The organism is Nocardia veterana NBRC 100344, assembly GCF_000308855.1.
Taxonomy (GTDB): Bacteria; Actinomycetota; Actinomycetes; order Mycobacteriales; family Mycobacteriaceae; genus Nocardia; species Nocardia veterana.
Genome location: NZ_BAGM01000123.1, coordinates 1 through 22672 on the forward strand (window position 1 = coordinate 1; position 22672 = coordinate 22672).

Consider the following 22672-nt stretch of genomic DNA (forward strand, 5'->3'; position numbering starts at 1 on the left):
GGGGCTGCGGCGCCGGATCGTGCGCTCGGCCGCGTCGGATGTGCGCTCGCCGGGCTTCAGCCGGGGCGAGACCTTGTTGATCGGCGGACGGGATGCCATCGATTACCTCCTACGATCCCGGCTGGGGGGCGGGCGCCTCGGACGGATTCGCGGGCGCGCTCGGCGGCGGCGCGGCGTTTCCGTTCGGCTGGGGTGCCGCCCCGGCGGGACCGGGGGTATCCAGCGACACCAGCTGACCGAGCGAATTGGCCTGCTCGGCCTTCCAGGTATCGCCGTCCTTCTTCATGTCCAGAGTCCAGGTGGCCCGGAAGGACTGCACCGGAACATTGGGCGCGGTCTGGGTCAGCTTCAGCACCACGATCGCCGACGCCTTGTCGCGCTCGCTGTCCAGCGAGCTCAGCGCGGCGCCCAGCACCTTGCTGTCGATCTTGGTCTTCGACTTCTCGGCGGCGTCCTTGATGCGGTCGTGGTTCTCGTTCAGCTGGGTCAGCATGTCGCCCGTCATCGAGGACCGCATGGTGGCGATCGAACCCTCGACGTCGCCGGGATTCATCGAGGTGAGGTTGATCGCCGCCTGCCGAGCCGCATCCAGCGCGGTATCGCGCGCATCGGCGCGCGGACCGTCGGTGAACCACATCGCCCGCACCCAGCCGGTGCCGAACCAGGCCGCCAGCACCAGGGCCGCCACCAGCCACACCGCCGCGACCGAGGTCACGACCGTGCGCAGCGTGGCAGAGCCGGATCGCTCCCGCTCCGCGGCGGCGGGCTGCGGAAGTTTCACCGTCTGCTCGGAGTCGGTGTCGCGGCCCGCATCCGCCGCCGGCGCGGCGGTGGTCGCGCGCACCGTCTCGGTCGCGTCGCCGTCCATGCGCACGGTCTCGGCGGCGGTGTCCCCCGCCGGCGACGGATCGGCTACCGGCTTTTCGGCATGGTCCGGCGCAGGTTGCGAGGAGGATTCGGGCAGATCAGAACTCACAGCGACACCCTAGCGTCGTCGGTTTTCCGGATTCGGCCGCCCTCGCCCGCCTCACCGCTTGGGGGTCACTCCGATGAGGGTGGCCAACTGGATGGCGACGGGGCTCAGGTTCAGCTTGTCCGGATCGGTCTTGGGCTTGGAATCCCACGGCTGCGGGACATTCGGATCGGCGTACTGCGCGCGCGCACCGCCGCGGACGTCGGTCGGACTTCCGAACGGCACCGTGCATTTCGCGTCCGTGTTGAACGGGAAATCGTCACGGGTGTCGTCGAAGTTGGGGTTCTGCGCCTTCATCTGGTCGAGAATGCGCTGAGTTCCCTCGTACCCGACGGTACAGGCCGGCGGATTGTTGGTTTCCAGCACCAGGCCGAAGTGGGTCGTCCCGTCGCCCGGCGCGGTCGCCGAACCACCGACCGACAGCAGCGGCAGCATCTGCAGCAGCGGCTTGAGCGTGTAGGTCTGCGGCGACACCGCCTGCAGCAGCAGGCGCAGATTCGCCAGATCCGTGGTCAGCGGCTGCGCGCTACGGTCGAGCAGCTTCCCGATCGACGTACCGGCGTCGGCGCCGGTGCCGATCAGGCGCCGGATATCGGGATCGTTGGCCTTCAACTGCACCGCGAGCCGATCCAGGCCCTCGCTGAAGGTCCGGATCGCGGGCGATTGATCGGCCTGGGTGCCCAGCACGGTCTGAGCATCCCGGATCAGCTGCACGGTCTGCGGCAGCGCCTCCACGCCGGTCTGGGAGAACTTGTTCAGCGAATCGACGAGGATGCGCAGGTTGTCGCCCTGCCCGTCGAAGGCCTTACCGAGTTCGGTCACCGTGGTGCTCAGCGCCTGCAGATCGGTGGTGCTCGCGAAATGGTTGACGCTCGCGAGCAGATCCTCGACCCGGATCGGGGTTTCGGCGCTGTCGATCACCGAGCCGTCGCGCAGGTAGGGACCCTTCGACGTCTCGGGGACGAGGTCCAGATACTGCTCACCGATGGCCGAGCGGTTGGCGATGATCGCCTTCGCGCTGGCCGGCACCTTCGGCTTTCCGGAGTCCAGCTGCAACGAGATCAGCACGCCGTCGGGGGTGATGTCCAGCGAATCCACCCGGCCGACCGGCACACCGCGATAGGTGACCTCGGCTCCCTTCGACAGGTTGGCGGTCTCCTTGGCCTTCACCTTCACCTGGTACTGGCCGAACCCGAGCATATGGTCGAGGTGGATGTACCTGGCGCCGACGTAGACCACACCGAGCACGGCGATCACCGCGAAGGCGACGAGCTGATAGCGGACCAATCTACTCATCGCGGCTTCACTCCCAACTGATCGAGAATCGACCCGATCGGATCACCCGGCTTGGCGGGCGCGGGAGCCACCACGGTCGGCGGCAGCGGCACCAGCGAGACCGTCGGCCATCCCGGCCGCGGACCGTTGCCGTTGTAGTACGGGTTGGTCGGATCCACCGGCACCGGCGGTCCGTATTTCGGCGGGATGTACACCGGATCCGGTTTGCCCACACCGAGATTCGACAGCGTCGTGCCGATCTGCGTATCCACCGACAGCCAGGTGTTGACCGAACCGCCGAAGGTCGACTTGATCGCCTCGTCGGGGAACGGATACGTCGGGACCAACGGGAAGGCGGTCACCAGGTCCGGCGCCGCACGGCCCAGCTCCTGCAGCGTCGGCCGCAGCGCCTGCAGATCCCGGATCAGATTGTCCTTGGACTTGTCGAGCACGTCGAAGCCCGCCTGGCCGACGCGGTCGAGCTGCTGCAGCAGACCGATCAGCTGCGGTCGCTGCTCGTCGAGGATCTTGATACCGGCGGGCAGTTCGTCGAGGATCTTGCCGATCTGCTCGGTCTGCTGCCCCACCCGGGTGGACAGGGTGCCCAGACTGTCGAGCGCGCGCTGGATATCGGAGACCTGCTGGTTGAGTCCGTCGATCAGGGTGTCGGCCTGATCCAGCAGCGACCGCACCCGGTTCTCCCGGCCGGCCAGCGCCTTGTTCAGTTCCACCACGATCGGTTGCAGCTGCGCCACCCCACCGCCGTTGAGCAGCAGCGACAGCGCGCCGAGCACCTGCTCGATCTCGACCGCGTGCCGGGTCCGATCGACCGTGATGACGGCCCCGTCCTGCAACGGTTCCGCCGACGGGTCCTGTTTCGGCGCCGACAGCTCGACGAATTTCTCCCCGAGCAGATTCGATTGACGCACTTCGGCATGGGCGTTGGCCGGCAGTTTCACCGACGAGTTCACCACGGTGTGCACGCTGGCGGTCCAGCCGTCGGGGGCGACGTCGATGGATTCGACGCGCCCCACCGGCACGCCTTCCACCTTCACGGCGGACTGCGGAACCAGGTCGAGGACGTCGTCGAACCGCACATCGATATGCATCGGGTGGTCCCCGACATCGGCGCCGCCGGGCAGCGGCACGCTGTAGATCCCGTCCGACGAACACGACCCCACCAGCAACGCGGTCACGCCGACCACCGCGACGGCGCCCAGCCCGCGCGCCGTCCTGCGGAATGCGAACGCTGTCATCGCTGGCCACCTTCCTGCTGCGACGGCGGCTGCCGGTCCGACGGCGTACCCGGAACACTGCCGGGGGCCGGGGTCTTCTGGATGTTCTCACCGCTGAGGATGCCGAACGGCAGCACCAGCGTCGGTGTCTGCACGCCGTCCTTGATCTGGTCGGTGATCACCTTGCACTGATCCAGGATCGGGCGCATCTGCCGGCTGATCGCCTCGAATTTCGGGTCACCGGGCCGCAATTGGCCGAGATCGAGCATCTTGCAGACCGCGCCGAAGGGGTTCTGCAGATCGGTGAAGTTGGCGCGCATGTCGAGCGTGCCGGATTCACCGTTGTGGATGTTGATCAGATTGCTCAGCGCCAACGGCAGCACCGGCAGCGCGTTGGCCAGGTTCTGACGCTGATCGGCCAGCGTCTGGGTGAGCTTGGTCAACGCATCGGCGTTCTCCGCGACCAGATCCCGGTTGTCGTCGATGAACCGGGCGACGTCGCCGAGCGCGATCGACAGCAGGTTCAACGCCTGCCCGAGGTTCTCCCGCTCCCCGGACAGGAAGCCGGCCAGGTCGGCCAGCTGCGTGTTGAATTCGCGCACCTGCTGGTCGTTGACCGCCAGGGTGTGCACGAAGATCTGCAGGTTCTTGATCGTGTCGAAGATGTCGCCGCGCGCATCGGACAGGTACCGGGCCGCATGCGAGAGCTGCGTCAGGCTGTTGGCCAGCGCGTCTCCGTTGCCGGACAGATTCGCCGCGCCGGTGCGCACCAGTTCGTTGACCGCACCGTCCTTGTTGGCGCCGTTGGGCCCCAAGGCGTCCGACAGTTCCTGGATGCTCTTGTAGAGCCGGTCGACCTCCACCGGGGTGGCCGTGCGGTCCCGCGGAATGGTGGCGTTGCGCGGCATCTTCGGCCCGCCCTTGTAGACGGGCGTGAGCTGGATGTAGCGATCCGACACGACCGAGGGTGTGATCTGGGCGGCCTTGGCATCGGCCGGGATGTCGTATTTCCGGTCGACGTGCATGGTGACCTTCACCTGGTCACCCTGCGGCGTCACCGAATCGACCTTGCCCACCGGGACACCGAGGATGCGTACCTCGGAACCCTCGTAGATGCCGATCGACTTGTCGAAGTACGCGGTGATCTTGGTTGTGTTGTAGCCGGAGAACAACCACCACAGCACACCCGCGACGACCACCACCGCGACCGTGCCCAGCGCCAGGAAGATCTTCGTCCCGCGCCCGGATTCCCGGATCGCGGTCAGCGGGTCCCGGCGCGATCCCTTACCGAGAGCAGCCTGCATCAGTTGCCTCCCAGGGTGCGGATCGGCTGGCGGTCACCCGGGATCTCCGGCAGCGCCGGCGGGATCAGGTTGACGATCACCGCGTCGAACCAGCGACCGTTACCGAGCACGTTGGCGTAGAGGCCGTAGAACGGGGCGGCCAGCTGCAACGTCTTGGCGATGTTCTGCTGGTTGTCGTTGAGCATGTCGATGGACTTCTTCAGATTGGTCAGCGCCGGACCGATCTGTTCCTCGTTGTCGTGCACCAGCGCACTCAATTCGGCGGCAACGGTTTTCGCGCCGGTGAGCAGCTGCGAGATGGCCTGCTGCCGAACGTTCAGCTCGGCCAGCAGCTGGCCGCCGTTGGCCAGCAACCGCTCGAACTGCTCGTTGCGGTCGGCCAGCACCTTGGTGGTCTTGTTGGTCGCGTTGAACAGATGCTTGAGCTCCTCGTCGCGCTTGGCGAGCGTTTCCGAGAGCCGAGCCACCCCGTCGATCGAACCGCGGATCTCCGGCGGAGTGCCGGAGAACGCGTCCGACAGCACCCGGAAGCTGGTGGCCAGCTGCGCGGTGTCGGTCTGCTCGACCTGTTTCGCCGCATCGCTGAAGGCATCCACCACGTCGTACGGAGATACCGTGCGCGACAACGGAATTCGCTTGTCCGGATCGGCCGGATGCGAACCTTTGGGGTTCAGCGCCAGATACTTCTGCCCGAGCAGGGTCTTGATCTGGATGGATGCCGTGGTGGCATCGCCGATCCAGGCGTCCTTGGTCCGGAAATCGACCAGCACCCGATCGCCGTCGAGACGCACGTCGGAGACATCGCCGACCTTCACGCCGGCGATCCGTACCTCGTTACCCTTCTTCAGGCCCGCCGCCTCGGAGAACTCCGCGGTGTACTTGGTACCCGCGCCGATGATCGGCAGCTTGTTCAGAAAGAACGCCGACAGCGCGATCAGCAACACCATGAACAGGCCCAGCCCGCCCATGAACGCGGGGCTGCGCTTGCCGAGAAGAACCCGGTCTTCCATCAGCGGCCACCCTTCCCATGACACCGTGGCGCCGGATTCGTGTACAGCGGCTGATTCACCGTCGGCATATCGGCCGGCAGATTCAGCTGCGGTGCGTCCTTGACGCCGGGACCGGCGACGATATCGATTCCGCAGAGATAGAACTGGAACCACGAGCCGTAACTGGCCGCGCGCCCGAGCTTCTCCATCTTGATCGGCAGGTTCGTCAGGGCCTCGTTCACCTCGTCCGAACGATCGTTCAGGGTGCCGGTCAGCTGGTTGAGACCGGCGATCGAACCCTGCAGGGTCGGCCGGGTCGGAACCAGCAGATCCGCGGTGGCCGAGGCCAGATTGCCGAGCGACTGCACGGCCGAACCGATGGTGCCGCGCTCGGCGTTCAGACCGCTCACCAACGCCTCGGTGTTGACGATCAGATCGTTGAGCTGGCCGTCGCGAGCGTTCACCTCGTCCAGCACCTGGTTGAGGTTCTTGACGATCTCACCGATCACCGCGTCCTTGTCGGCGATCTTGTTGGTCAGGCTCGCGGTATTGCGCACCAGCTCCGTGATCGTGCCCGATTCGCCCTGGAAGACCTGGATGATCTCGTAGGACAGCTTGTTCACGTCCTCCGCCGACAGCGTCTGGAACAGCGGCCGGAAGCCGTTGAACAGCGTGGTCAGATTCAACGCGGGCTTGGTCCGCTCCAGCGGAATCGTGGCGCCCTTCGTGATCTTGCGACCCTGCTGCCCGGTGCCCTGCTCCAGGGCTATGTAGCGCTGGCCGACCAGATTGCGGTAGCGGATGGTGGCGGTGGTGGAGGCCGGCAGCCAATCGCGATCGGTGAGCTCGAACTTCACCTCGGCCAGGCTGCGGTCGACGATCGACACCTTGGTCACCTTGCCGACCCGCACACCCGCGATGCGAACCTCGTCGCCCTTGTTCAGCGATGTCACATCGCTGAACCGCGCCTTGAACTCGGTGCCCCCACCGGAGTAGTTGGCGATGGTGAGCGCCAGGAACGCGGTCGCGAGCAATGTCACGACCACGAAGATGCCCAGTTTGGTCAGGGGCCCGCCCAGACCACGCAACTTGGCCTTCATCGCACACTCACCTCACTTCCACGCATCGCGGGGGCGCCGATCCGGGTCACCCAGCTGGGCACCTGGTCGGGCGAAACCCCGTTCGCCGCACCGTAGATCGCACCCAGGGTGTGCTGTTCGGCGGGCGAACCCATGGTCGTGGCGCTCTGCGCGCCGTAGACGGAGAACTGCGCCGGCGGCAGCTGACCGATGTTCTGGTCGCCCGGATTCCGGGTCGGCGGCTGATAGGAGCCGTCGTTGGCCGATCCGGTCGGGTATTGACCGGGGTCGACGCCCAGCGGGTACTCGGGGAAGCAGGCCGGCGGCCGGTTGGTGTCGAGCCAGCGCGGCTCGTCCTGGTTGGGCAGATAGCGGCCGCGGGTATTGGTGATCTCGATCGTCACCCGCGAGCCCGGCAGATCGGTGCCCTTACCGAAGAGGGTGTCGATGCGCGGTTTCAGCTGCGCGAAATTCTTCATCGTGCAGGCGTATTCGGGCGAGTAGGTGGCCAGCAGTTCCAGCGCATCCCGCGAATCGGCCGCGATGTCGATGATGTTGTCGTGGTTGGCGGCCAGGAAGTCGGCCGTCTTCGACGACGTCGGGGTCAGCACCGCGTACAGCGTGTCCAGCTGCGACCGCTTCTGCACGATGGTGGCGTTGAGCGCGCGCAGGTTGTCGAAGGTGTCCACCAGCTGCGGCAACGCGTCGGAATAGGTGTCGGCCACCGTGGCGAAGGTGCGGATATCCTCCTGCAGCTGCGGCATCACGCCGTTGATGTCGCGGAAGATGTCGTCCAGACGATCGATGGTGTGCCCCAGTTCCTCACCCTGTCCGCCCAGCGCCTGCGACAGCGCGCCCAGCGTCGACGCCAGATACTGCGGCGGAATCGCCTGCAGCAGCGGCATGATCGAGTCCAGCAGCTGGCTGACCTCGACCGCGTTGCCGCTGGCGTCCTGGTACAGCGTCATTCCCGCCTTCAGATGCTGCGGGCTGGGCTGCTCCGGCCACACCAGATCGACATAGCGCTCGCCGAACAGCGTCTTCGGCAGCAGCCGCGCGGTGACGTTGGACGGGATCTCGGCGGCCTTGGCCGGGTCCAGCGCCAGATGCAGGGTCACCTTGCCGTTGGCGGATTCGCTGGAGCGGACCTCGCCCACGTTGACGCCACGGACCTTCACATCCGCGTTGCGGGTCAACGCGTTTCCGACCGTGTCGGTGATCAGATCGACCTTGACCACCTTGACCCACACCTTGTTGTAGGCCGCGATCGTGGTGCCGAGGAACAGCGCCATCACCACGAAGAACACGATGCCCAATGTGCGCACCCGCAGTTTCTCGGTCGAGCGCCAGAACTGCACACCGCGCGCGCTCATGCTGCCACCTTCCGGGACGCCGCCGCGTCGGGTCCGCTCATCCCGCGACCCGCACTGTCGTCGTAGTTCCCCAGATCGCCAGGCTGAGGAAGAAATCGAGGATGTTCACCAGCACGATCGACGCGCGCACCGCGCGGCCCACGGCCACGCCCACACCCGCCGGACCGCCGGTGGCGTTGAAGCCGTAGTAGCAGTGGATCAGGATGATCACGAACGCGAAGACCAGCACCTTGAGGAACGAATACAACACGTCCTCGGGTGGTAGGAACAGGCCGAAGTAATGGTCGTAGGACCCGGTGGATTGCCCGTTGAACCACACACTGATCTGCCTGGACGCCACGAACGTGCCGAGCAGACCGACGATGTAGAGCGGAATCACCGCCACGAAACCCGCGATCACGCGGGTGGTCACCAGGAACGGCACGCCGGGGACCGCCATCACCTCGAGCGCGTCGATTTCCTCGGAAATGCGCATCGCACCCAATTGCGCGGTGAAACCACAGCCGACCGTCGCCGACAGGGCCAGCGCCGCGACCAGGGGAGCCAGCTCACGGGTGTTGATGTAGCCGGTCAGGAAGCCGGTCAGTACCGAACTGCCCAGGGCGTCCAGGGCTTTGAAACCCTGCAGGCCGACGACCACACCGACCGAGGCCGACATCATCACCACCACGCCGATGGTGCCGCCGATGACCGCGAGGGCGCCGGAGCCGAAGGTCACCTCGGCCAGCAGCCGCATGACCTCCTTGCGGTAGTGCACGACGGTGCGTGGAATCCACGCGATGGCCTTGGAATAGAAGGACATCTGGTCGCCGGCGCGATCGATGACATTCACCGGCGACTTGAGGGCAGCGCCTACTCGGCGCATCCGCCTCGAAAAGATCGGAGAACGCTGTGCAACAACCATCGTCACGAACCCTTGGCCGGGACGACCTGCAGGTACACCAACGTCAAAAGCAGATTGACGAAGAAGAGCACCAGGAAGGTGATCACCACGGATTGATTCACCGCGTCACCAACACCTTTCGGTCCCCCCTTGGGATTCAAACCTTTGTACGCCGCGATCACGCCCGCGAGCAGCCCGAAGATAAGTGCTTTGAGTTCACCGATCCAAAGGTCCGGAAGTTGGGCCAGCGCGGAGAAGGAGGCCAGATAGGCACCCGGAGTTCCGCCCTGCAGCAACACATTGAAGAAATATCCACCGCAGATACCGACGACCGAAACCAGGCCGTTCAGCAACAGAGCCACCAGCATCATGCCGAGCACCCGCGGTACCACGAGGCGCTGTACCGGATCGATGCCGAGCACCTCCATCGCGTCGATCTCTTCGCGGATGGTGCGGGAGCCGAGGTCGGCAGCCACGGCCGAACCCGCCGCACCCGCGATGATGAGCGCGGTGACGACGGGGGCGGCCTGCTGCACGGTTGCCAGCACACTCGTTGCGCCGGTGAACGATTCCGCACCGAGCTGCTTGATAAGTGAACCGGTCTGCAATGCCACAACGGCGCCGAACGGGATTGCCACCAGGGCGGCGGGCAGGATCGAGACGCTCGCGATGAACCACGACTGCTCGATGAACTCACGCCATTGGAAAGGCCGGCGCAGGGTATTGCGTGCCACGGAAATGAGCAGCGCAAAAATGTTGCCGGCCTGCGCAAATCCCGACTCGACCGGAGTGCGCAGCCGTGCCAGGGGTTGATTCACGGTTGCGTATGTTACCCGTTGGTTGTGTCGTGACGCACGGTGGTGTCGTACGTGCCGCTCTGATATTGCGGAGCGTTGCCCGTGTAGGCCGGCAACACTTGTGTATCGCCGTTCTGCTCCATCGATTCCCGGATCGCGATCTGGGCGGGCTGCGGCAGGGTGTGCATGATTTCCAGCACGCGCCGACGACGGCGTTCCACGGCCTGACGCACCGGCATACCCGGCTGAGCCTTCATCTGCGGCGGGATGCCCTCGACCTCGTCGATACCGGAGTCGTAGTGCCCGGCGTCGGCGAGCGCCTGCTCGCGCGCCATCTGGGCCTCGTCCTTCTCCTCCGACATACCGATCGGACCGACCATGCGGCCGTTGAGGAACTGCTTGACCACCGGCTCCTCCGAGGTCAGCAGCACCTCACGCGGGCCGAACATGACCAACTGACGGCGGAACAGCATGCCGATGTTGTCGGGCACGGTCCGGGCCAGGTTGATGTTGTGGGTGACGATCAGAATCGTCGCGTCGATCTGCGCGTTGATGTCGATCAGCAGCTGCGACAGGTAGGTGGTACGCACCGGGTCCAGACCGGAGTCCGGCTCGTCGACGAGGATGATCTGCGGATCCAGCACGAGCGCGCGGGCCAGGCCGGCACGCTTGCGCATACCACCGGAGATCTCGCCGGGCAGCTTGCCCTCGGCGCCGAGCAGACCGGTCAGCTCGAGCTTCTCCATGACGATCTGCTTGATCTCGGATTCGCTCTTCTTGGTGTGCTCGCGCAGCGGGAAGGCCACGTTGTCGAACAGGTTCATCGAACCGAACAGGGCGCCGTCCTGGAACAGCACGCCGAACAGCTTGCGGATCTCGTAGAGCTCCTTGTTGGAGCAGGTGGTGATGTCGGTGCCGTCGATGTAGATCGAGCCACGCTCGGGGCGCAGCAGACCGATCAGGGACTTCAGGAACACCGATTTACCGGTACCGGAGGGGCCGAGCAAGGCGCTGACTTCCCCCGTGGGCAGAGTCAGAGTGACATCCTGCCAAATCCGCTGGGACCCGAAAGATTTCGTAACACCTTCGGTCCTGACCTCGACGCCCACGCCGACCTCCATAATTCTTCTGACGAGCGCCCACGGCCGCGTCACCGTATTTCCGCGCGGTGTGACGCGTCACACTGGGGTGCGGCCACTGTATCGCATGCCGCTGGTGCAGGACACCCTACCTGACCGGTCGGTAGAAATGTCGGCGGCAATGAGCCGGCCACGACTGTTCACAACATTCGTCGCGAAATATGTGAAAAGGGCGGCCCCGCAACGGGACCGCCCTTTTCCGGACTCGATTACCGCAATTACTTGACGGTGACCTTCGCGCCGGCCTCTTCCAGCTTGGCCTTGGCGGCGTCGGCGGCGTCCTTGGCGACCTTCTCCAGGATCGGCTTCGGGGCACCCTCGACCAGGTCCTTGGCTTCCTTCAGGCCCAGGCCGGAGACGATCTCACGCACGACCTTGATGACCTGGATCTTCTTGTCGCCGGCACCCTCGAGGATGACGTCGAACTCGTCCTGCTCGGACTCGGCCTCGGCGCCACCGGCGGCCGGGCCACCGGCAACAGCGGCAACCGCGACCGGAGCGGCGGCGGTGACCTCGAACTTCTCCTCGAACTTCTTGACGAAGTCCGACAGCTCCAGCAGGGTCATGTTGCCGATGGTCTCGAGCAGCTCGTCCACGTTGGCCATGGTGTTTCCTTTCGATTGGGATCAACCCCGCGCGGCGGGGAGAAAGAGTTTGTGGGTGTGCTTATTCGGCCTCGGCAGCCGGAGCCGCCTCGCCGCCTTCTGCGCGCTTCTTGTCCTCGAGCGCGGCGAACAGGCGAGCCACCTGGCCGGCAGGCGCGGCGAAGAGGCCGGCCGCCTTGTGCAGGTTGCCCTTCATGGCGCCGGCCAGCTTGGCCAGCAGCACCTCGCGCGACTCCAGGTCGGCGATGCGCTCGACCTCGGAGACCGACAGCGGGGCGCCGTCCATGTACCCGCCCTTGATGACCAGCGCCTTGTTGTCCTTGGCGAAGGTCTTGAGGGCCTTGGCGGCGTCGACCGGCTCACCGGTGATGAAGGTGATCGCGGTCGGACCGACGAACAAGTCATCCAGGCCTTCGATGCCGGCCTCGGCGGCGGCACGCTTGACCAGGGTGTTCTTGGCGACGGAGTAGGTGGCATTGCTGCCCAGGGCACGTCGCAGCTGGGTGAGGCTGCCGACCGACAGACCACGGTATTCCGTGACCACGGTGGCCGTAGCGCTCTTGAACTGCTCGGTGATCTCCGCAACCGCGGTGACCTTTTCGGGTTTCGCCATACTTCGCCTCCTCTCTGGATGGTCGGTTCTGCGATGAACTACCGACTCACGGAGGCTGGGCCCGGGGAGGCTACGTCGACCCGGCGACAAAGCAAACGCCCCGGACGCAGAGTGGTCCCGGGGCGCACAAGAAACTCGACATGAACACACGGCTCACATGTCGTCCCTCACCTCGGCTCTCCCTGCGTGGGCCGCCGGCAATATCGCCGGACCTTCGACTGCCTGACGGCAGCAACCAACGGTCTTCGGTAGAACGATTGGGGGTGATCGCCGAACTGGCCGACGACCACAGTACAGATTAGCCGATGAGCAGCGGGAATCAAAAACGGGGCCTCGAAATGGCCGCTCCTCCCGCCGCCCCGGACCTCGTTGCACCCGGAACGACTCAGGGCCGGTACGGGAAATCCGTACCGGCCCTGAGCCTTTGGAACTACCTACGCCTTTACGCGTCCTCTTCGGTGAGGTTGCGGGTGCGGTTCGGGTCCACCGGGATGCCCGGTCCGGTGTTCGTCGAAATCGTCACCTTCTTGACGTAGCGGCCCTTCGCGGTCGAGGGCTTCACACGCAGGATCTCCTCCAGCGCGGCGCCGTAGTTCTCGACCAGCTTCTTCTCGTCGAAGGAGGCCTTGCCGATCACGAAGTGCAGGTTGGCCTGCTTGTCGACGCGGAAGTTGATCTTGCCGCCCTTGATGTCGTTGACCGCCTTGGTCACATCGGTGGTGACCGTGCCCGTCTTCGGGTTCGGCATCAGGCCGCGGGGGCCCAGCACACGCGCGATACGACCGACCTTGGCCATCTGGTCCGGGGTGGCGATCGCGGCGTCGAAGTCCAGCCAGCCGCCCTGGATGCGCTCGATCAGATCCTCGGCGCCCACGGCGTCGGCACCGGCGGCCTCGGCCTCGGCGGCCTTCTCGCCGGCCGCGAACACGATGACCCGAGCGGTCTTACCGGTGCCGTGCGGCAGGTTGACGGTGCCGCGGACCATCTGGTCGGCCTTACGGGGGTCGACGCCCAGACGGACGGCGACCTCGACGGTCGCATCGGTCTTCTTGGTCGCGGTCTCCTTCGCCAGCCGGGTGGCCGACAGCGGAGAGTAGAGCTGGGAACGGTCGACCTTGGCGGCCGCCTCGAGATAAGCCTTGCTTCGTTTTGCCATGATTGTCTGTCCTGTTCGTAAGTCAGAAGTGGTTGTCGGGACTGGCCGTCCCTCCCACGCACATCCCGCCGGTCACCGGCGGAGACGGGGACCGTCAGTCGGCGACGGTGATACCCATCGAGCGAGCGGTACCCGCGATGATCTTGGCCGCCTGATCGAGGTCGTTGGCGTTCAGATCTTCCTGCTTGGTCTTTGCGATCTCCCGGATCTGATCCATGGTGACCGTGGCGACCTTGTTGCGGTGCGGCTCGGCGGAGCCCTTCTGCACACCGGCGGCCTTCAGCAGCAGCTTCGCGGCGGGCGGAGTCTTCAGCTTGAAGTCGAACGAGCGGTCTTCGTAGACCGTGATCTCGACCGGGATGACGTTGCCGCGCTGCGACTCGGTCGCCGCGTTGTACGCCTTGCAGAACTCCATGATGTTGACGCCGTGCTGACCCAGCGCGGGACCCACCGGCGGGGCGGGGTTCGCCTGGCCGGCCTGGATCTGGAGCTTGATGAGCCCGGCGACCTTCTTCTTCTTGGGGGGCATCTTTCTTTCCTTGGTTTAGGTTCCTTACGGACTTCCGTAAGCCTGTCCCGGGGCGCGGAACCCCGGAAGTCTTAGATCTTCGCGACCTGCGTGAACGCGAGTTCGACCGGAGTCTCACGCCCGAAGATCGACACCAGCACCTTGAGCTTCTGCTGTTCGGCGTTGACCTCGGAAATGCTCGCCGGCAGGGTCGCGAACGGACCGTCCATGACGGTCACCGACTCGCCGACCTCGAAGTCAACCTCGATGGCCGGCTTGGCGGCGGTCTCGGTGACGGTTTCGGACGTGGCCGCAGGCGCACCAGCCGCCGCGGCGGCCGGCTTCTTCTGCTGCTGCTCGGCCGGGACCAGGAACTTGACCACTTCGTTGATCGTCAACGGCGACGGGCGCGAGGTGGCGCCGACGAATCCGGTGACGCCCGGGGTGTTGCGAACCGCGCCCCACGACTCGTCGTTGAGGTCCATCCGGACCAGGATGTAACCGGGCAGCACCTTGCGCTGCACGTTCTTGCGCTGGCCGTTCTTGATCTCGGTGACCTGCTCGGTCGGGACCTCGACCTGGAAGATGTAGTCCTCGAGGCCCAGGTTCTGCACACGGGTCTCGAGATTGGTCTTCACCTTGTTCTCGTACCCGGCGTAGGAGTGGATGACGTACCAGTCGCCCGGGGCCCGGCGCAGCGCGGCCTTCATCTCGGCGACCGGGTCGGAAGGCTCGTCCGCGACGGCCGGCTCCGCGGCCACGGCGGCCGTGTCATCGGAGGACGCCTCGGTCCCCTCCGAGACGGTCGCCTCGTCGGCGGTCGTCGCCGCCGCCTCGTCGTCGACCGGGAACTCGTCGGTTGTGCCGTTCTCCGGGGTGCTCACTGGGCACTCGCTTCCTGTGTCGTCACGTACATCCACTGCGCCGGAGGTGAATCCGACGGATGGTTCCGTCCTCGCGTGGCCGAGCGACGGCGCGGAACCCGTTCGGGACCACGCATGCTCCGCTCCTGACGCCGACGGTCAGCTAGCCGAACAGCCAGTTGACACCCTTGATGAACGCCAGGTCCAACCCGCTGATGAACGCGACCATGAAAATCACGAACACCAGGACAACGCTTGTATAGGTGACCATCTGCTTGCGGTTGGGCCAGATCACCTTGCGCAGTTCCGCGATGACTTCCCGCAGGAACTTCACCAGGCGCTTGAAGGGATTGCCCCGACCGCGGTCGGCGGTCTTCTTCTTCCCCGCCGACTTGGACGCCTTACGCGATGCCAGATCCGAGCCTTCGCCACGGTCGATCGTGGCGAGGGTACCGGTGTCGCTGCCCGAGGAGGAGCGAGCCCGGCGAGCCGACCGCTTACCACTCGGCCGGCTGACCGCAGCGGTGTCTTCGTCATCGGCGGCATGCGCGCCGTGGCGAATGTCCCGCTCGTCGCTCACGTGAACCCTCTCTCGTCGCTGGCATCCAGTGCAGGGGCGACAGGACTTGAACCTGCAACCTGCGGTTTTGGAGACCGCTGCTCTGCCAATTGAGCTACGCCCCTTCGGCTGAACTCACATACTCGTCCAGCACGGTAGGTATTCAGTTGTGCCAACCCGGGATCACACAACACGCGCGCCGCTCCGGCGGTATGCCGGCCCCGGCGGTCACCCGCCCGGAACCAGCCCCTCAGAGCAGCGCGCAGTGGCTGGCGACCCCAGAAACCCGAGTGTACGTTACCGCCCCTGCGGATAGCCAATCGGGCCGACTACCGCGGGGACGGCTGCGCATCGGCGCATCCGCCACCGCGGATCATCATGCCAGCTGCACGGTCGCGGTCGCACGTCCGAAGATCTTGCGGCCACCCGATTTGGCGACGATGGCGATCACAGCGGTGCGGGTGTCGGGATCCACGGACTTCACCTTGCCGGTGTACTCCACCTCGGCCGGCTGATCGCTGGGGACGTACACCGGGCTGGTGAAGCGCACGTTGTACTCCTTGACCGCGCCCGGGTCCCCCAGCCAGGAGGTGACGAATCCGCCGCCCAGGCCCATCGTGAGCATGCCGTGGGCCACCACGTTGTCCAGCCCGGCCAGCTTGACGACCTCGTCGCTCCAGTGGATCGGATTGGCGTCGCCGGAGACGCCGGCGTAGTTCACCAGATCGCCGCGGGTGAGCCGCACGATCCGGGCGGGCAGTTCGTCGCCGACGGCGACCTCGTCGAAGGACCGGGCGCGGGCGCCGACCGTGAACTCGGGGACCGTCGTAACCGGAACCGGCGGCGCGGTGATCGGGGTCTCGGTGGGCGGCCGGTGCTCGGGCGCCTCACCCACGCCGTGCATGAGGATGTTGCGGACGGCGTCGGCGATATTGGGATCGACGTCGCCCCCGCTGCGGCCGACCAGCGTGGTGTAGGTGGTGAGGACCAGTTCGTCGTTCTGCGCCGTGACGATGTTCTTGGTGACGATGATGTCGCCACCGAACGCCTGCCGGAACGAGTGCAGATACACATCGCAGGTGAGCTGGTCACCGACCTTGATCGGCCGGTGGAACTCCAGAATCTGGTCGGTCTGCATGATCTGGCTCAGGTCGTAACCCGTGACGACCTGCTCGAACAGCTTGCGCTGGGCCAGGATGCCGACCAACGAGATGAAGGTCACCGGGGCGAGCAGGCTGTCGTAGCCGTACTCCCGCGCGACGGTCTCGTCCCAGTGGACCGGGTGGTAGTCCTGCACCGCGCGCGCGTATTCGCGCACCTTCTCGCGGCCCACCTCGTAGTAGTCGTCTACGCGGTAGTGGTGGCCGACCATGGCGGCGGCGTGAGCGGACGGATCGAACGGCTCCTCGCCGGTATTGCGCGCGTCCACTGCATCGGTTCCGGTGTTGATTGTCACGGAAAGTGAGTCCCTATCTGACTCCGCTACCGGGAGTCTGCGGAGCGTGAAACTACCGCAAGTACAGCAAATGCCGGAGCGGGTTGATCAACCTGCTCCGGCATGGAGTGCTGCTCGGGTCGGCGTGGTCCACGGAGATTCGGGAAGGTCATCGATATACCTCCCTCGATCCGGGCGCCGACTTCGCGCGCGGCAGCGTGCACGCGATGAAATCTAGCGAGATTCGCGGTGCGCCCGGTGGGTGCCGCAGTTCGGGCAGAACTTCTTCAGCTCCAGACGATCCGGGTCGTTACGCCGGTTCTTCTTGGTGATGTAGTTGCGATGCTTGCACTGCTCGCAGGCCAAGGTGATCTTTGGCCGGACATCGGTGGACTTCGCGGCCACGATTATGCCTTCTTTCCGGTCAACCTAGAGGGTCAATCAGTATGGGTAGCGATGGCCGGACTCGAACCGGCGACACAACGATTATGAGTCGTTTGCTCTACCGCCTGAGCTACACCGCCATATGCGCGGCAATGCGGGCGGAACCAGGTTCGGCTCTAGTGGAGTGCCGAGTCGGTCACCACCGGCAATCCGGCGAGCCCCCTAACGGAATCGAACCGTTGACCTTTTCCTTACCATGGAAACGCTCTGCCGACTGAGCTAAGGGGGCATGGCTACATTCGCTCCGAACTCGAATTCTCGAACCCGGGGCGCTGAAGCCTTGAACGAGGTTACACACTGCACCGCAAACTTACCAAACCAGCTGGTCAGAGCCATTGGCCTCCGCTTCCCACCAGGATGAACCATCTCGTCAGGTTGCCCCGAATGGGGCTGACAACCGACGCGTAAAAGCAATCGGCTGGAAGGGGGGTCCGGGGGGCGAAGCCCCTCCGGCGTGGGGGTGTGGGGGCCGGGCCCCCACAAATCACCCTCGAACAAGAAGAGGGCCCTCCCCGATTAGGGAGGGCCCTGAGAGGGTGGCGGATGAAGGATTCGAACCTCCGAAGCTTTCGCGGCTGATTTACAGTCAGCTCCCTTTGGCCACTCGGGCAATCCGCCTTGCGCACTGTTGCCAGCGCGCAGAGCAGAATACAACGACCAGGGCGGGCGGATGCAAACCGGCAGGCCAGCGGGGGTGCCGTGACCGAGTCGGGCCGGCCGGGGTAGAAAGTTCCCTACCGGAATACCCGGTGAAATGTGAGCCGTCAGACAGGAGCGCAGCGTGGCCGATTCGTCATTCGATGTCGTCAGCAAGGTCGACCGGCAGGAGGTCGACAACGCCCTCAATCAGGCGGCCAAGGAGCTCAACACCCGCTACGACTTCCGCGGGACGGGCGCGAGTATCGAATGGTCGGGCGAGGAGAAGATCGTGCTGACGGCCGAATCCGAGGAGCGCGTGAAGGCGGCCCTCGAGGTCTTCAAGGAGAAGCTGATTCGCCGCGACATCTCGCTGAAGGCCTTCGAGGCGGGCGAGCCGGCCGCCTCCGGTAAGACGTACAAGATCACCGGCACCCTGGTCCAGGGCATCTCCGCGGAGAACGCGAAGAAGATCGCCAAGAAGATCCGCGACGAGGGGCCCAAGGGCGTGAAGGCGCAGATTCAGGGCGACGAACTGCGGGTCAGCGGGAAGAAGCGTGACGATCTGCAGGCTGTCATCGCCCTGTTGAAGGGCGCCGACTTCGACGTGGCGCTGCAGTTCGTCAACTACCGCTAGTACCGCCGCGGGCCACCGGCCATGTGCTCGAGCCGCTGGATCCGCTCGGCCATCGGCGGATGGGTGGAGAACCAGCGGGCCATCTTGTCACCGGCCCGGAACGGGTTGGCGATCATCAGGTGGGACTGCGAGGTCAGCTGAGGTTCGGGCGGCAGCGGCGCGGCCTGCGTACCGCGTTCGAGTTTGCGCAGCGCCGAGGCCAGGGCCAGCGGATCGCCGGTGAGTTCGGCGCCGTCCTGGTCGGCCTGGTATTCGCGGGAGCGGGAGACCGCGAGTTTGATCAGGGTGGCGGCGATCGGCCCCAGCAGCGAGACCAGCAGCACCCCGAGGATGTTCGGGCCCTCGCCGTCGCGGTTGCCGCCGCCGAACATGCTCGCGAAGAAGGCCAGGTTCGCGAGCCCGGAAATGACCGCGGCGAGCGCACCGGCCACCGACGAGATCAGGATGTCGCGGTTGTAGACGTGCGACAGCTCGTGCCCGAGCACCGCCCGCAACTCGCGTTCGTCGAGGATCTGCAGGATGCCGCTGGTACAGCAGACGGCCGCGTGCCGGGGGTTACGACCGGTCGCGAACGCGTTGGGGGCGTTCGTCGGGCTGATGTAGAGCCGTGGCATGGGCTGGCGGGCGGTCGTCGCCAACTCGCGCACGATCTTGTACATCACGGGCGCTTCGAGTTCGGATACCGGCTGCGCGTGCATGGCCCGCAGGGCCAGCTTGTCGCTGCTGAAATAGGCGTAGGCGTTCATGCCCACCGCCAGCAGGATCGCGATGATCAGGATTGCGGGGTTGCGGAACATCGCACCTGCGAACACGATCAGTGCCGACAGGCCGACCATCAGCCCGAAGGTCTTCAAACCGTTCGCGTAACCATGCATGTCGGATCAACGAGCGGCGTCCGATTCGGGTTCCACCCCCGACCAGCGGTCGATAGGTGCGAGATCGATCACATTCCGGCCGAATCGGATGCCGAGATCGGCCGCGAACTCAGCCGACGCGCTCGATGGTGTAGCGGACCAGGCGTTCGAGTGCGTCGTTGGCCGGCCCCTGCGGCAACGCCGACAGCTCGGCATGGGCGATATCGGCGTACCCCTGCAACTTCTGCTTCGCCAGCACCATGCCGCGCGACCGGGAGAGCAGATCCAACGCCTCGGCGACCTCGTCGTCGGATTCCAACGGCCGGGCGAGCAGGGTCCGCAGTCGATCGCCCTCGGCGCCCTCGTCGCGCAACGCGTACAACACCGGCAGCGTGTGCACACCTTCACGCAGATCGGTTCCGGGAGTCTTGCCGGACTGTTCGGATACCGAGGAGATGTCGATGATGTCGTCGGAGATCTGGAAGGCCGTGCCGACCGCGTCACCGAGACGGGCCAGGCGTTCGACATCCTCGAGGCTCGCGCCGGAGAAGGTGCCGCCGAACCGCCCCGACGCCGCGATCAGCGAACCGGTCTTCTCCCACACCACCCGCAGATAGTGTTCGACCGGGTCCTGAGATTGCTTGGCGCCCAAGGTTTCCCGCATCTGCCCGGTCACCAGCTCGGCGAAGGTCTCGGCGATGATGCGCACCGCGTCCGGGCCGAGTGTGGACACCAGCCGGGACGCGTGGGCGAACAGGTAGTCGCCGGACAGGATGGCAATGCTGTTGCCCCACCGCGAATTCACACTGGGGGCTCCACGGCGCATGGACGCCTCGTCCATCACGTCGTCGTGGTACAGGGTGGCCAGATGCACCAGCTCCACCACCGTGCCGGCGGTGATCAGATCGGGGTCGGTCGGGCGCGGGCCGAGCTGACCGGTGAGGATGGTGAACAGCGGGCGGAACCGCTTACCGCCGGCGCGGGCCAGGTGCAGGGCCGCCTCCAGCAGGAAGTCCTCCCCATCGGAGAGCTCGCTGACCAGCAGCTTCTCCACCTCGTCGAGCCCGTTGCGCACGGTCGCCGCGAGCTCGGGATCGCCGAGATCGACCCCGGCAACCACGGTGCTTTCATCGCTCACAGCCGATGCACTCATGTCTTCTCCCAATGCCGCGTCCGTCCCCACACCGAAGAACCTAGCGTGTCGCCCGCCGAGCTCCCATGAACACCGTCTGTGTGATTGGCCTCCGCTTCGCTGTGCCGGTGGCTTCTGCTTCGCTCCGGCGCGTTTTCGGCACCCTGGCCGAGAACTGTGGTGGAACACCGTCCCGGAAGTGCATACCCCGAAGTGGGCACCGGCTATCCGGTTCGACCGAATCTCTTCAGCGCTCATCGAGGGGTGGGCGCACGGGCTCCTACCGGCTCGGCCGAACGGCCGCCCGAGCGGACCGGGAGCTGCGACTCTGCCACTATTGAGCCCATGGGTTCAGCTCAGGACGGCGGTTCGACAGCATCGGAACGGGAGCGTGGCACCGTTCTCCCCGAGCACGTCGAGGTGTTGGTGGTGGGTGCGGGACCGGCGGGTTCCGCGGCCGCGGCCTGGGCCGCTCGATCCGGACGCGAGGTGTTGCTGACCGACGCCGCGGTCTTCCCCAGGGACAAGACCTGCGGCGACGGCTTGACCCCGCGCGCCACCGCGGAACTGGAGGCGCTCGGGCTCGGGGAATGGCTGCGCGCGCATACCGTCAACCGGGGACTGCGGATGGCCGGGTTCGGCCGGGAGGCGCTGCTGCCCTGGCCGGGCGGATCCTTCCCCACCTACGGAAGTGCTGTTCCCCGAACCGAGCTCGACGACAAGCTGCGCGAGACCGCGGTCAAGTGGGGTGCGGGCATGGTCGACGGGGTGCGGGTGGTCGCGGTGGCGCGCGCGGACGATCGGGTCACCGGTGTCACCGTGCAGACCGAATCGGGCACCCACGACATCCGCTGCGACATCCTGATCGTGGCCGACGGGGTGCGCTCGCCCGTCGGGAAGTTGCTGGGCCGCGTCTGGCATCGCCGCTTCGCCTACGGCGTGGCCGCTCGCGCGTACATCCGCTCCGGCCGTAGCGACGACGAGTGGATCACCTCGCATCTGGAGCTGCGCGACGCCGACGGCGGCCTGGTACCCGGGTACGGGTGGGTGTTCCCGCTGGGCAACGGCGAGGTCAACATCGGGGTGGGGTCGCTGGCGACCGAGCGCCGGCCTTCGCACATCGCGTTGAAACCGCTTCTGCAGCATTATGTCTCGCTGCGGCGGGCGGAATGGCAATTCGAGGGTGAGGCGCGCGCGGTGGCCTCGGCGCTGCTGCCGATGGGCGGGGCGGTATCCAATATCGCGGGCCGCAACTGGGTGTTGGTCGGCGATGCCGCCGGATGCGTGAATCCGCTCAACGGTGAGGGCATCGACTACGGCCTCGAGGGCGGGCATCTGCTGTCGCACCTGCTGGACGAGCCGGATCTGACCACGGTGTGGCCGGATCTGCTGCGCGACCGGTACGGGCGGACCTTCTCGGTGGCCCGGCGAATCGCCGCGCTGGCCACCCATCCGCGCATGGTGCCGACCGGCGGACCGCCGGTGATGCGGTCGGCGCTGCTGCAGCGTACGGCGGTGCGGGTGATGGGCAATCTGGTCGACGAAGAGGACACCGATATCACCGCGCGGGCTTGGCGTGCGGCGGGCCGGGCCTCGCTCCGATTCGACGAACCGGCACCGTTCAGCTGATCCGCGCCGACGACGGCCGAGGAGGTGACAGCGTGGACCGCCCTGTGGACGAGCGCGGCGCGGGCCGGGCACGCCGCGATCGCACTCCGTCGGTGCCCGAGGATCTCCTCCCCCATCTGCGCCGGGCGCGGGATCTGGTCGATCGCGAATACGCCCGCCCGCTCGACGTGGACGAACTGGCCGCCACCGCCGGCGTCTCGAAATACCATTTCCTGCGCTGTTTCGCGGCCACCTACGGCCGCACCCCGGCGCTGTATCTGGCCGAGCGCCGGATCGAACGCGCGCAGGATCTGCTGCGCTCCACGAATATCACCGTGACCGAGGCGTGCATGCTGGTCGGGTACACCAGCCTGGGATCGTTCAGCCGAAAATTCACCGAATTGGTGGGAATGACACCGTCGGCGTACCAGGCGAAATTCGCGGCGGACGGGGTTCCGCGCATTCCGGGATGCTACGTGTTCATGCACGGGCTCTCGGACCGGAAACCGGCCGAACCCGCGCCCGGTTCCGGTGGCGCAATTTCGGAGAAGCCGAGCGACGCCGGCGACCCATAG

General features: G+C 65.9%; 23 protein-coding genes and 4 tRNA genes. 3 read left to right on the forward strand and 24 right to left on the reverse strand.

Annotated features, from left to right (window positions below):
• Positions 1-109: 109 nt before the first annotated feature.
• The 22 genes from ON37_RS23255 to ON37_RS23360 all read right to left on the reverse strand — a co-directional run bounded on the left by ON37_RS23255 (position 110) and on the right by ON37_RS23360 (position 17848).
• Entirely contained in the window at positions 110-976 is an 867-nt protein-coding gene (locus tag ON37_RS23255; RefSeq protein WP_051031955.1) for a hypothetical protein, read from the reverse strand.
• Between the two features lie 51 nt (positions 977-1027).
• On the reverse strand, positions 1028-2269 hold the full coding sequence (locus tag ON37_RS23260; protein WP_040722308.1) for an MCE family protein: 1242 nt from the start codon (positions 2267-2269) through the stop codon (positions 1028-1030).
• Positions 2266-3504, reverse strand: a complete 1239-nt coding sequence (locus tag ON37_RS23265; protein ID WP_051031956.1) for an MCE family protein — start codon at positions 3502-3504, stop codon at positions 2266-2268. The genes ON37_RS23260 and ON37_RS23265 overlap by 4 nt, the downstream gene beginning before the upstream one ends.
• A complete protein-coding gene (locus tag ON37_RS23270; RefSeq protein WP_083893231.1) occupies positions 3501-4787 on the reverse strand; it encodes an MCE family protein in 1287 nt (428 codons plus the stop codon). The genes ON37_RS23265 and ON37_RS23270 overlap by 4 nt, the downstream gene beginning before the upstream one ends.
• A complete protein-coding gene (locus tag ON37_RS23275; RefSeq protein ID WP_040722310.1) occupies positions 4787-5797 on the reverse strand; it encodes an MCE family protein in 1011 nt (336 codons plus the stop codon). The genes ON37_RS23270 and ON37_RS23275 overlap by 1 nt, the downstream gene beginning before the upstream one ends.
• Positions 5797-6876 (reverse strand): MCE family protein, encoded by a 1080-nt coding sequence (locus ON37_RS23280; RefSeq protein ID WP_174362143.1) that lies wholly within the window; start codon positions 6874-6876, stop codon positions 5797-5799. Before ON37_RS23280 ends, ON37_RS23275 begins: the two co-directional genes overlap by 1 nt.
• The gene (locus ON37_RS23285) at positions 6873-8228 is read right to left on the reverse strand and encodes an MCE family protein (protein WP_051031957.1); all 1356 of its coding nucleotides are present in this window, start codon (positions 8226-8228) and stop codon (positions 6873-6875) included. Before ON37_RS23285 ends, ON37_RS23280 begins: the two co-directional genes overlap by 4 nt.
• A 37-nt stretch (positions 8229-8265) precedes the next feature.
• Entirely contained in the window at positions 8266-9093 is an 828-nt protein-coding gene (locus tag ON37_RS23290) for an MlaE family ABC transporter permease (RefSeq protein ID WP_085997375.1), read from the reverse strand.
• Between the two features lie 41 nt (positions 9094-9134).
• The gene (locus tag ON37_RS23295) at positions 9135-9929 is read right to left on the reverse strand and encodes an MlaE family ABC transporter permease (protein WP_051031958.1); all 795 of its coding nucleotides are present in this window, start codon (positions 9927-9929) and stop codon (positions 9135-9137) included.
• Between the two features lie 11 nt (positions 9930-9940).
• Positions 9941-11029 (reverse strand): ABC transporter ATP-binding protein, encoded by a 1089-nt coding sequence (locus tag ON37_RS23300; protein ID WP_051031959.1) that lies wholly within the window; start codon positions 11027-11029, stop codon positions 9941-9943.
• A 236-nt stretch (positions 11030-11265) separates the two neighbouring features.
• Positions 11266-11652, reverse strand: coding sequence for a 50S ribosomal protein L7/L12 (rplL, locus tag ON37_RS23305; protein WP_040722312.1), 387 nt, complete (start codon positions 11650-11652; stop codon positions 11266-11268).
• A gap of 61 nt (positions 11653-11713) precedes the next feature.
• On the reverse strand, positions 11714-12265 hold the full coding sequence (gene rplJ / locus ON37_RS23310) for a 50S ribosomal protein L10 (RefSeq protein WP_040722314.1): 552 nt from the start codon (positions 12263-12265) through the stop codon (positions 11714-11716).
• 442 nt (positions 12266-12707) lie between these two features.
• Positions 12708-13421: a 50S ribosomal protein L1 gene (rplA, locus tag ON37_RS23315; RefSeq protein ID WP_040722316.1), complete on the reverse strand. Its 714-nt coding sequence runs from the start codon at positions 13419-13421 to the stop codon at positions 12708-12710.
• A gap of 94 nt (positions 13422-13515) precedes the next feature.
• Positions 13516-13950, reverse strand: coding sequence for a 50S ribosomal protein L11 (rplK, locus tag ON37_RS23320; RefSeq protein WP_040722318.1), 435 nt, complete (start codon positions 13948-13950; stop codon positions 13516-13518).
• Positions 13951-14021: 71 nt separating this feature from the next.
• Entirely contained in the window at positions 14022-14813 is a 792-nt protein-coding gene (gene nusG, locus ON37_RS23325) for a transcription termination/antitermination protein NusG (RefSeq protein WP_040722320.1), read from the reverse strand.
• Positions 14814-14955: 142 nt separating this feature from the next.
• Entirely contained in the window at positions 14956-15372 is a 417-nt protein-coding gene (gene secE / locus ON37_RS23330; protein ID WP_040722322.1) for a preprotein translocase subunit SecE, read from the reverse strand.
• A 31-nt stretch (positions 15373-15403) separates the two neighbouring features.
• Positions 15404-15476, reverse strand: a tRNA-Trp gene (locus tag ON37_RS23335).
• Positions 15477-15727: 251 nt separating this feature from the next.
• Complete coding sequence (locus tag ON37_RS23340) at positions 15728-16801, reverse strand: fused (3R)-hydroxyacyl-ACP dehydratase subunits HadA/HadB (RefSeq protein ID WP_040722409.1); 1074 nt, start codon at positions 16799-16801, stop codon at positions 15728-15730.
• A 219-nt stretch (positions 16802-17020) separates the two neighbouring features.
• Complete coding sequence (rpmG, locus tag ON37_RS23345) at positions 17021-17191, reverse strand: 50S ribosomal protein L33 (protein WP_011211653.1); 171 nt, start codon at positions 17189-17191, stop codon at positions 17021-17023.
• Positions 17192-17237: 46 nt separating this feature from the next.
• Positions 17238-17310: transfer RNA gene (locus ON37_RS23350), tRNA-Met, on the reverse strand.
• A gap of 76 nt (positions 17311-17386) precedes the next feature.
• A tRNA-Thr gene (locus ON37_RS23355) sits at positions 17387-17459 on the reverse strand.
• Positions 17460-17767: 308 nt separating this feature from the next.
• Positions 17768-17848, reverse strand: a tRNA-Tyr gene (locus ON37_RS23360).
• Between the two features lie 163 nt (positions 17849-18011).
• Between ON37_RS23360 and ON37_RS23365 the strand changes: the two genes are divergently transcribed.
• Entirely contained in the window at positions 18012-18503 is a 492-nt protein-coding gene (locus ON37_RS23365) for a YajQ family cyclic di-GMP-binding protein (RefSeq protein WP_040722323.1), read from the forward strand.
• Here ON37_RS23365 and htpX read toward each other — a convergent pair.
• Positions 18500-19378 carry a zinc metalloprotease HtpX gene (htpX, locus tag ON37_RS23370; RefSeq protein WP_040722324.1) on the reverse strand — a complete coding sequence of 293 codons (879 nt, stop codon included), beginning with the start codon at positions 19376-19378 and terminating at the stop codon, positions 18500-18502. The genes ON37_RS23365 and htpX overlap by 4 nt on opposite strands.
• Before the next feature lie 109 nt (positions 19379-19487).
• Positions 19488-20510 carry a polyprenyl synthetase family protein gene (locus ON37_RS23375; RefSeq protein ID WP_040722325.1) on the reverse strand — a complete coding sequence of 341 codons (1023 nt, stop codon included), beginning with the start codon at positions 20508-20510 and terminating at the stop codon, positions 19488-19490.
• A 324-nt stretch (positions 20511-20834) separates the two neighbouring features.
• Here ON37_RS23375 and ON37_RS23380 point away from each other — a divergent pair, with 324 nt between their 5' ends.
• Positions 20835-22118, forward strand: a complete 1284-nt coding sequence (locus tag ON37_RS23380) for a geranylgeranyl reductase family protein (RefSeq protein ID WP_040722327.1) — start codon at positions 20835-20837, stop codon at positions 22116-22118.
• Positions 22119-22210: 92 nt separating this feature from the next.
• A complete protein-coding gene (locus tag ON37_RS23385; RefSeq protein WP_040722410.1) occupies positions 22211-22672 on the forward strand; it encodes a helix-turn-helix transcriptional regulator in 462 nt (153 codons plus the stop codon).

Excerpts from the sequence above, each read along its gene's own strand:
- rplK (WP_040722318.1), bottom strand. The coding sequence starts at position 13,950 with ATGCCCCCCAAGAAGAAGAAGGTCGCCGGGCTCATCAAGCTCCAGATC.
- ON37_RS23380 (WP_040722327.1), top strand. The coding sequence starts at position 20,835 with ATGGGTTCAGCTCAGGACGGCGGTTCGACAGCATCGGAACGGGAGCGT.
- htpX (WP_040722324.1), bottom strand. The coding sequence starts at position 19,378 with ATGCATGGTTACGCGAACGGTTTGAAGACCTTCGGGCTGATGGTCGGC.
- ON37_RS23260 (WP_040722308.1), bottom strand. The coding sequence starts at position 2,269 with ATGAGTAGATTGGTCCGCTATCAGCTCGTCGCCTTCGCGGTGATCGCC.
- ON37_RS23275 (WP_040722310.1), bottom strand. The coding sequence starts at position 5,797 with ATGGAAGACCGGGTTCTTCTCGGCAAGCGCAGCCCCGCGTTCATGGGC.
- rplJ (WP_040722314.1), bottom strand. The coding sequence starts at position 12,265 with ATGGCGAAACCCGAAAAGGTCACCGCGGTTGCGGAGATCACCGAGCAG.
- ON37_RS23375 (WP_040722325.1), bottom strand. The coding sequence starts at position 20,510 with ATGAGTGCATCGGCTGTGAGCGATGAAAGCACCGTGGTTGCCGGGGTC.
- ON37_RS23280 (WP_174362143.1), bottom strand. The coding sequence starts at position 6,876 with ATGAAGGCCAAGTTGCGTGGTCTGGGCGGGCCCCTGACCAAACTGGGC.
- ON37_RS23285 (WP_051031957.1), bottom strand. The coding sequence starts at position 8,228 with ATGAGCGCGCGCGGTGTGCAGTTCTGGCGCTCGACCGAGAAACTGCGG.
- rplL (WP_040722312.1), bottom strand. The coding sequence starts at position 11,652 with ATGGCCAACGTGGACGAGCTGCTCGAGACCATCGGCAACATGACCCTG.
- rplA (WP_040722316.1), bottom strand. The coding sequence starts at position 13,421 with ATGGCAAAACGAAGCAAGGCTTATCTCGAGGCGGCCGCCAAGGTCGAC.
- ON37_RS23300 (WP_051031959.1), bottom strand. The coding sequence starts at position 11,029 with ATGGAGGTCGGCGTGGGCGTCGAGGTCAGGACCGAAGGTGTTACGAAA.
- ON37_RS23270 (WP_083893231.1), bottom strand. The coding sequence starts at position 4,787 with ATGCAGGCTGCTCTCGGTAAGGGATCGCGCCGGGACCCGCTGACCGCG.
- ON37_RS23290 (WP_085997375.1), bottom strand. The coding sequence starts at position 9,093 with ATGCGCCGAGTAGGCGCTGCCCTCAAGTCGCCGGTGAATGTCATCGAT.
- ON37_RS23265 (WP_051031956.1), bottom strand. The coding sequence starts at position 3,504 with ATGACAGCGTTCGCATTCCGCAGGACGGCGCGCGGGCTGGGCGCCGTC.